This window comes from Collinsella aerofaciens (assembly GCF_040920445.1).
Lineage (GTDB): Bacteria > Actinomycetota > Coriobacteriia > Coriobacteriales > Coriobacteriaceae > Collinsella > Collinsella aerofaciens_BH.
On record NZ_JBCOTQ010000073.1, the window covers coordinates 1 to 8085 of the forward strand.

An 8085-nucleotide genomic window follows, 5' to 3' on the forward strand; every position below is an offset into this window, starting at 1 on the left:
ACCGCGCCCCCGCACACCCGACGATTCCAAAACCATGCCGGTTTACGGGGCCAGGCCGGGAACCCCCGAGCATGCCGTAATCGGTAAAATCAAAACCGCAGGTAGACGACTCGAACATTCCGCGAAACGCCGGGGATGGATGGCCTGTCCGGGTCCAGTCCCGTAATCCGACATAGTTTTGGAATGATACTGATTCAATAGCAGGCAAACTGGGCCGTTCTGTAGCCTTGTCGCCGACTAATTTCCGATTTCCAACCAGTTGCACAAAACATTTGCGCGCAGTCGCGTCTCGGCGCACTTCATTGCTTCGGATTTGGCTTTATATCGAATCCCCAAGCGACTGCAGACGCTTTTGACTATGGTGTCTAGCTGCTTTTTGTCGTTAAGCATATCGTGGGTTACCAGGAACACGTCGAAACCCATGCTCTGGAGCGCAGTCATGCGCTCCGCATCGTGGTCAAGTACCGCGCCTGATCCATGGATAACTTCACCTTGGATTTCGATAATTACTGCCTTCATTAGGATTGGGTTTACAATCACAATGTCGCCGTAGCAAACCTTTTGACCTGCGATGCTTTGGGCCGCCTCGGATAGAGGGGTTAAATCGTTGAGGTACACGTATCTGAATCCTGAGCCACCTAGACGTCGGGAACGACTTAGAAGAAGGACCCCCGCGACCTCGAGTGGAGAAGCAGCAATGCCGATAACCTGTTGAGCGGCATCATAAAACTGCTTTCCCCACATTTGACTTTTGGCCTTGGCGGCGAATCGATGCAGGTCGCTCAGTTCGATGAGCGGCTTTCTCATCCAGAGAGAAGTTCCTTTAAGCTTCGTAACCTTTCTACTATCCTCATGAATGTTCGTCTGCCCTTCGTTTTCCGAGGCCCTTACGGTTACACGGGCATAAACGCGTTTCCAAGGAGCCTCGTCTTCACCTTCATCAAGTTCGAATAGATCTTGCGTACTGGACTGCTGAATCTCTTTTGCCGCCATTTGTAATTGCATTTCGGCTGCGGGAGTCGGCTCGAAAACAGAAAACCAACCGCAAAGTTCGTACATAGCCAGCACAAGATCCATCTGGGACATAAAGCGTGTCATAGTAAATAACGTGTTAAGCGGATTGGTGACACTAAAGCCTAAATGAGTGTCGATTGTTGTGCCGGCATCCGATGCCCCTTCCCAGCGAATAGTGGAGCGCAATCCCGAGTGGTGATTACAACAACCTGGCGAAGCAACAGCGATAATCGGGGTCTTGAGGACGTCGGTTACGAAAGGGGCTTGGGATAGGGCTCGCCAGCCGTCTTCGGAGTTGGGCAGGCGCGGGTAGAGATCGCGCACCTGCGGCGGGCAGCGCCAGTAGCGGAATGCGGTGTTTGCGCAGACGATTTCGTCCATTTGCGCCTCCCCTGGTTTCGGCTGCGGGCCGTGCGGATTTCGGGCAAGGTCGATTATCTACTGGGTCATCATGCGGGTGAGTACCGGAAGCTAACCAAACGCTGACCAATAGCTTGACGAGTTCTGCCGAAAATCCCTCGTGTGATAGAAATCCGCTGGAAGGAGCTCTGGGCGTGTGGTCCCTGTCTTCACATTTGCGCATGAATCACATGGGGAATTCAATGAAAATACGCATGTGTTTTATGCAAAACGTTCAATGACGTCAGCAAAAAAGTTGCGAAAAAACGACGCCTTAGACGACTACGATTTGATTTTGATGTCAGTTTTGGTGTCACCCTTGGTGTCAAAAGAAAAAGGCCAGAGACTTAACACCTCTGACCTGTACTTTAGATGGTGGGCGATACAAGATTCGAACTTGTGACCCCATCCGTGTGAAGGATATGCTCTACCCCTGAGCCAATCGCCCGTCGCCTTTCGGCAAAAGAGATACTAACATAGCCGCACGTGGTTTACCAAGAACTTTTTGCCCCCGATTTTAAATTCGTGGGAGCAAGTCACACCGTTTCAACCCGGTCAGTCAACAAACCCGCAGCTTAACCACCCTTTATCGTTTAATCCACGAGGTCTCGGGGCGGCAAATAAGTCGCGCGTTGTTGTAGGCCATATCGAGTGTGAGGCAGGTGCGCGCGGCGTAGAAGCCGTCCTCGCGCTGGATGGTCAGCGCTAGCTCGGGCTTGTCTCCGGTAAGGCACAGCGGCAAGAGCAGCTGGATCCGGCCGCCGTAGAACTGCGGCACCGCGAGCGTGTAGTTGGCTGCGGCGCGGCGGGCGGCCTCGACGACGGCTCCCTCAAAGGCACGGCGCAGCAGCAGCGAGTTGCCCTCCCCCATCAGGCTGGCGGGAATGCGCGTAAGGTTTTCCTCGTCGCCCAGAATGTGGTCGATGTTGGAGCGGATTGGCAAGCGGTAGTCAAAGACCAGCTCGGAGGGGTCCTCGGCAAAGCGGACACGGCACGGCAGGTACTCAAACGAGACCAGCATGGGGTCGCTTTCCTTAAAGAAGCCCTTCAAAAACCAGCGCTGGCGCGCGTCGGGCTTGGTGTTGGGCTCAAACAGGCCGTAGATGGTCTCGTAGCGGCGCGTGTACAGGCCGGTGTTGAACAGGCATCGGTCGTCGTCGAACACCAGCGGCAGGTTGGACGGCGCGGTCTGGTCCACGTCGCGCTCGGTCAAAAATACTGCGCGGCTAAACGAGAACGACAGGTAGTTTTTGAGGATGCGGTTGCTGGGGCCCCAGTCCTCGGGATCGGCGAGGTCTACCAGGCGGTCGTAGCTGGGCTCGGGGCAAAACGCAAAGTCGTAGACATTGCTGCACAGGGTGCTGGGGATCTCCATGTGGCGTCCAATCCAATTGATAGCTGGCGTGCGGATGGTTTGATTCTATACGGGCGGCGTCTCCTTGAGGAGCACAGCACAATTGAGCCTAAGCTTATGCGCGAGCTCCTCAAATCGACAAAGTTTCTACCTGCTGTTTCATTGCTTGAAAAGGGCGGTGCGCCTCTGCTTTGGGAAGCATAATTCTAACCATTTTGCTAACCACCATGGTTAGCAAAATGGTTAGAATATGGGCAGAATAGAATCGGAAGGCGGACAGCATGAAATTCCAGGAAACAGAGACAATCGAGCTGAAGGCCATTGCGCAGAACGGCATCAAGAAGGAGATCGTCGCATTTGCGAACTGCGGCGGCGGCACGGTCTACGTTGGCGTCGCCGACGACGGCGCCGTGCCGGGCGTCAAGGACGCGGATGCGTGCGCCCTGCAGGTCTCCAACATGGTGCGAGACGCCGTGAAGCCAGACGTCACCATGTTTGTCAGCTATAAAACGCTCGACTGCGACGGGAAGGCGGTCGTGGCCGTCAAGGTCCAGCGCGGCACGAACCGCCCCTACTACCTAGCGAAGAAGGGCCTGCGCCCCGAGGGTGTCTACGTGCGGCAGGGGTACTCCTCCGTCCCGGCGACCGATGCTGCCATCCGGCAGATGATCAAAGAGACTGACGGCGACAGCTTTGAGGACATGCGCTCCCTCGACCAAGCGCTCACCTTCGAGTCGACGAAAGGGGAATTCGAGACACGAAAGATCCCCTTCGGCGCGCCGCAGATGCAGGCCCTGAATATAACCTCATCGGACGGTCTCTACACAAACCTCGGCCTGCTCCTGTCCGACCAGTGCCCGCATACCGTAAAAGCGGCCGTTTTCGAGGGGACGGACCCGAGTGTGTTCAATGATCGCCGGGAGTTCTCCGGGTCCCTCATGCAGCAGCTCGACGAGGTCTACGACTACATCGACTTCCACAACCAGACCCATGCCACTTACCAAAAGCTGCTGCGCGTCGACATCCGGGACTACCCGGAGGTCGCCGTGCGCGAGGCCTTGCTGAACTCGATCGTGCACAGGGACTACTCCTTCCGCACCAGCACGCTGATCAGCGTCTACGACGACAGGATCGAGTTCGTGTCAGTCGGTGGCCTTCTGCCCGGCTTTGAGCTGGAGGATTTGATGATGGGCGTCTCCGCCTGCCGGAACCCGCATCTCGCCAACGTCTTCTACCGCCTGCAGCTCATCGAGGCATACGGCACGGGGATGAGGAAGATCATGGGGGCCTACGCGGGTGCGGCCTCTCAGCCGCAAATCATGGCCACGAACAACGCATTCAAAATCGTCCTGCCCAACACGAACTTCGCAGCAACGGCAGCGGAAACGCCCACGGCAAACAGCAAGGAGGCGCCCGCTGCTTCCTATTCCCGAGAGGACGAGATCCTGCGGTTCTTGGCAGAGCACCCCTCAATCACCCGAAAGGAAGCGCAGACGTTGCTCGGGATCGGCCAGTCCACGGCCGGCCGCATATTGAAAGAGATGGTGGATAAGGGGCAAATCGCAAGACACGGCGGAGGCCGCACCTTGCGATACGAATTGGCGTAATGATGTGTCTCTGAGGCAATTGTCCACTTTGCCTTCTGGTCAAGAGCAATTGGCTAACGGGCGAGTTGGGGCTCTTATGCCGAGTTCACGATTTAGGCAGGAGAACCTGTGCCCGCGAGATTAATTGCGCCTCATCCTTTTTCTCGAGGGCAATCATCGAACTTAAGGTGGCGCATCGGGGCCATGGAATTAAAGAACTTATCGTCAAAGTAGTCGAGTAGAAACTCTGGAAAAGCCGACAGCACAAACACCGAACCGTCCTCGCTCCGCATTCTTTTCTCCTCGCGGAAAATCGCATCGACCGTAACCAGCTCTCGATATGTCCCAAATGAAACCTCATCGAGATCGAGCAGGCACTTGCATCTCAATACGAAGGCAGCGATTGCATCTTTCCATTGGGGAAGCTCCATGTGCTTCCCCACGTTAACGTTTCCCTCTCCCGACATCTTTTTATATTGAGCGATTTCCGAGTTGTCAACAAAACAGCCTGAATGCGCCTGGCACTGCCCCGCGCGATAATCGTACAGCGCCTCGACCATCGGGTAGCTTATATAGAGCTTTCCGCTCTCGTGCTCGTTATCGAATGCGAGGAGCATTGCCTCCACAAGGGCATCGGACTCGCATCCAGGCGCATTGTTTTGATGGGAGTCGTAGTCAAAGAAGAGAAAGACCTCGTCAACAGAATCCCGCTCCACGCCCTCTAGACATTTTGCAGCGGAAGGCACCGTTTCTCTTAGCACCTCCACAACATCCAGATCGAAGTCCTCCTCTGCAAGCCGTTCGTAGAGCATGTAGATGTTCTGCGCCGCTGGCAGACAGATCACCCTCAGGTCATCTCTCCCTTTCAGAAAAAGCTCTTTCATCTTCTCCGCAAAGCGCAGGTCACGCGACTCCCCTTCAACGATGAAAAGCGTGACCGGACTAGCCATCGAAAGCACCGGCCTTAAACATCTTCTGGAGGTTATGGGCCAATCTGAGCTCCTTGGGCGTTAGTTTCTCCAGCGAGCGAATCTCCCCCTCCTTGAGAATGAAATAGACATCGGGCCGCATGAGGTCGTTCGTCAAAAGGTCCGTGTTGTGCGTCGTAATGAAAACCTGGACACCCTCGAGGTCCCGCAGCATCTCCACGATCGACCGGGACAATTCAAAGTGATAAAAAGCATCGAATTCATCGATGAAGACCAAGGAAGCCTTGCTCATCTTGATATACCAGTAGTAGTACAGAGCAAGTGACATGGTGCCTGTCGAGGCAACCGACGCAAACGGAACGGTACCGCCCTCGAACCTGCAATAAAGCTCGGGAACTCCATTCACGTCCACGGATACGAGGTTCAGGGAGATTCCCTGCTGGCGCAAGAATTCTTGGAAGTCCTCCATCTTCCCCTCGCGAATAATGCCCTGGGTAAAGCTATCCGTGCCAACCGAAAGCCCCTGGTACCCGCGCTCGTCGAGCGAGTAGAACATCAGCATGTTGTCGACAAAGGAGGTGAAGGCTCTAAACGCCCTGGCAGACGGCTCATCTCGCAGTATTGCATTGCTCTTGACGTATTTGACACGCGACAGCCTGTCGGACTCAGCGGGGAGATCGGTAGAAAGCGAGAGGGACTCGGCGCCCGGCAGGTCAACATGGCCCGTTTGAGCGTCGAACCTGTAGCTCAAGACCTCCACGTCATCAATGCACAGGCTCTCGTACACAAGCGTCTGTGGGTCGGTTTTCCCGTAGCGGTATACGACGTCGATATTGTCGAAGACAAAATCGTATTGAAACTCTGTGATTGAACTCTTTGAATCAAGGCACCGATATGGCAAGTATTTTTTGAGCAGCTTTTCCTTGTCGGTCAGATGCAGAACGATGTCGAATATCGCGAGGGCGAAATTGGACTTTCCGCTGCCATTCGCACCATATATGATGCCCTTTGCCTTAACGCCGCCCTGAATCACCTGTTGATTAAATGAGTAGTTGGCGGGATCGGATAGATCAAATGTAATTCGCTTATCGAAGCACTTGAAATTTGAAACCGAAAACTTCTTGAGCATGGTACAGTTCCTCTGCTTTCTGAGGTTATTTGAGACACAGGGTAAAGCAGCTGAGCAAATCGGTCAATTTACCCGTATTTTTAATACGGATATTCCGAAGAAAAACTACGGAAGTACGCGATGCGCACCGGACCTGTCCAACCGATTCCGTAGTGCTGGCAACTACATGAGACAACCTACGAGATATGCGGGGCGAGGTTTTCCAGAGCGACGAACGATAGAGATGCGGATCATCCGAAGAAGGTTGAAATCCACTCAGCCCGGCAGCGTGTAGGCGCAAGTTGAGCGGCGTGCGGAACCCAGGAGCGCTGCTCCCAGCAGGAATAGCGCTAAGGAGACTGCGATCCAGTTGACGTCGGTGGTCTTGGGGAGCGTGGCGGCGGCGCTGGCAGCCTTGGCCTTGGATGGCTTGGACGCCGTGGCCTTGGTCACTGTCGCTTTGGTTGTCGTGGTTATCCTGGGCGTCGTGCTCGCCGGCTTCAGCGCGGGATCCGTCGCGGGCCCGGCACCGGGCTGCCCAGTGGCAGGACCGGCACCGCCGGCCGGCTCGCCCGTGCCACCGGGCGCCTCGTGTGTTTCGTCAAGAGGATTTGAGCAAAAAGAGCATCGGAAATTGAGCAGTCGCAGCATCGGAATCGCGCACGCTTTTTGAGCGGCTAGCCCTCCTGCATGAGGGCATGGCGGACGCGGTAAGACTCGCCGCGGAACTGGACGAGCCTCCCGTGGTGGACGATGCGGTCGATCACGGCGGCGGCCATCTGGTCGTCCCCGAACACCGACCCCCCCACCTGCTGAACTCCAGGTTCGTGGTGATTACCACCGACTGCCTCTCGTATGCGTCGGCGAAGATCTGGAAGAGCAGCCTCGCCCCGTCCGCGTCGAGCGGGAGAAACCCGAGCTCGTCGATGACGAGCAGGCGGGCCTTGCCGATGAGCGCGGCCTCCCGGTCGAGCCTCCCGTCGTCGCGGGCGCGCCTCAGGCGCATCGCGAGCGAGGACGCCGTGAAGAAGCGCGCCTCGAGCCTCCTCTCGCACGCCAGCGCGCAGAGGGCCGACGCCATGTGCGTCTTGCCGGTGCCGACGTCGCCCATGAGCACGAGGTCCTCCCTGCGCTCGACGAAGTCGAGCGCGAGCAGCGACTCGCGCCCCATGTCCTCCGGCCACGACACGGCCGACCAGTCGTAGCCGTCGAAGGTCTTGGGCGCCGGCAGCGCGCAGCGCCTGGGCAGCGTCGCGCGCTTCGAGGCCTCGCGGCTGGACCTCTCCGCCTCGAGGTAGCCCGCCAGGTACTCCACCTGTTTCGGGGTGCCGAGCCTCGACCACTCCTCCAGGACGGCGGTGGTGAGCGAGCACGACCGCCCGGCCTCCACGACCCTGCGGGCCAGCCCCTCGCTAGCGGCCATCGGCGACCGCCCCCTTCAGGAACCCGTCGTAGACCGACAGGTCGGCCCCGCCGGCCCCGACGCCGCCTCCCGCGATGCGCCTCGCCAGCACGTCGACCGTGGCGTCGTCGGGGACGCGGCCGCCCTCGACGACCCTGAGCGCCGCCTCGCATGCCGCCTCGAAGCCCGAGGACTCGCTCGCCCGGCCGATCGACCTGGATTGGCTACACTGATGTGGACAGTTCCGGGAGGGGCGCAGGAGACGGGAGGGCCGTATATGAGGGACCCCAGGC

General features: G+C 57.2%; 8 protein-coding genes, 1 tRNA gene and 1 pseudogene. 1 reads left to right on the forward strand and 9 read right to left on the reverse strand.

Features of this window, described 5'->3' with window-relative positions:
* Positions 1-237: 237 nt before the first annotated feature.
* From AB5405_RS09160 to AB5405_RS09170, 3 genes are all read right to left on the reverse strand, one after another.
* Positions 238-1395 carry a putative endonuclease domain-containing protein gene (locus AB5405_RS09160; protein ID WP_368138265.1) on the reverse strand — a complete coding sequence of 386 codons (1158 nt, stop codon included), beginning with the start codon at positions 1393-1395 and terminating at the stop codon, positions 238-240.
* Positions 1396-1786: 391 nt separating this feature from the next.
* A tRNA-Val gene (locus tag AB5405_RS09165) sits at positions 1787-1861 on the reverse strand.
* A gap of 138 nt (positions 1862-1999) precedes the next feature.
* Positions 2000-2788, reverse strand: coding sequence for a DUF3825 domain-containing protein (locus AB5405_RS09170; RefSeq protein WP_368138266.1), 789 nt, complete (start codon positions 2786-2788; stop codon positions 2000-2002).
* A gap of 260 nt (positions 2789-3048) precedes the next feature.
* On the opposite strand from AB5405_RS09170, the gene AB5405_RS09175 reads away from it, so the two are divergent.
* Positions 3049-4374 (forward strand): RNA-binding domain-containing protein, encoded by a 1326-nt coding sequence (locus AB5405_RS09175; protein WP_368138267.1) that lies wholly within the window; start codon positions 3049-3051, stop codon positions 4372-4374.
* Positions 4375-4505: 131 nt separating this feature from the next.
* On the opposite strand, the gene AB5405_RS09180 is transcribed toward AB5405_RS09175, so the two are convergent.
* The 6 genes and pseudogenes from AB5405_RS09180 to AB5405_RS09205 form a co-directional block, all read right to left on the reverse strand.
* Entirely contained in the window at positions 4506-5303 is a 798-nt protein-coding gene (locus tag AB5405_RS09180) for a hypothetical protein (protein ID WP_161154730.1), read from the reverse strand.
* Positions 5296-6411, reverse strand: a complete 1116-nt coding sequence (locus AB5405_RS09185; RefSeq protein ID WP_346968825.1) for an AAA family ATPase — start codon at positions 6409-6411, stop codon at positions 5296-5298. Before AB5405_RS09185 ends, AB5405_RS09180 begins: the two co-directional genes overlap by 8 nt.
* Before the next feature lie 255 nt (positions 6412-6666).
* The gene (locus AB5405_RS09190) at positions 6667-6843 is read right to left on the reverse strand and encodes a hypothetical protein (protein WP_368138268.1); all 177 of its coding nucleotides are present in this window, start codon (positions 6841-6843) and stop codon (positions 6667-6669) included.
* 224 nt (positions 6844-7067) lie between these two features.
* Complete coding sequence (locus AB5405_RS09195) at positions 7068-7187, reverse strand: ATP-binding protein (protein ID WP_368138269.1); 120 nt, start codon at positions 7185-7187, stop codon at positions 7068-7070.
* Positions 7154-7813, reverse strand: a complete 660-nt coding sequence (locus tag AB5405_RS09200; RefSeq protein ID WP_368138270.1) for an ATP-binding protein — start codon at positions 7811-7813, stop codon at positions 7154-7156. The genes AB5405_RS09195 and AB5405_RS09200 overlap by 34 nt, the downstream gene beginning before the upstream one ends.
* A pseudogene (locus tag AB5405_RS09205) lies at positions 7803-8085 on the reverse strand (hypothetical protein); the annotation flags it as partial. The gene AB5405_RS09200 and the pseudogene AB5405_RS09205, both read right to left, overlap by 11 nt.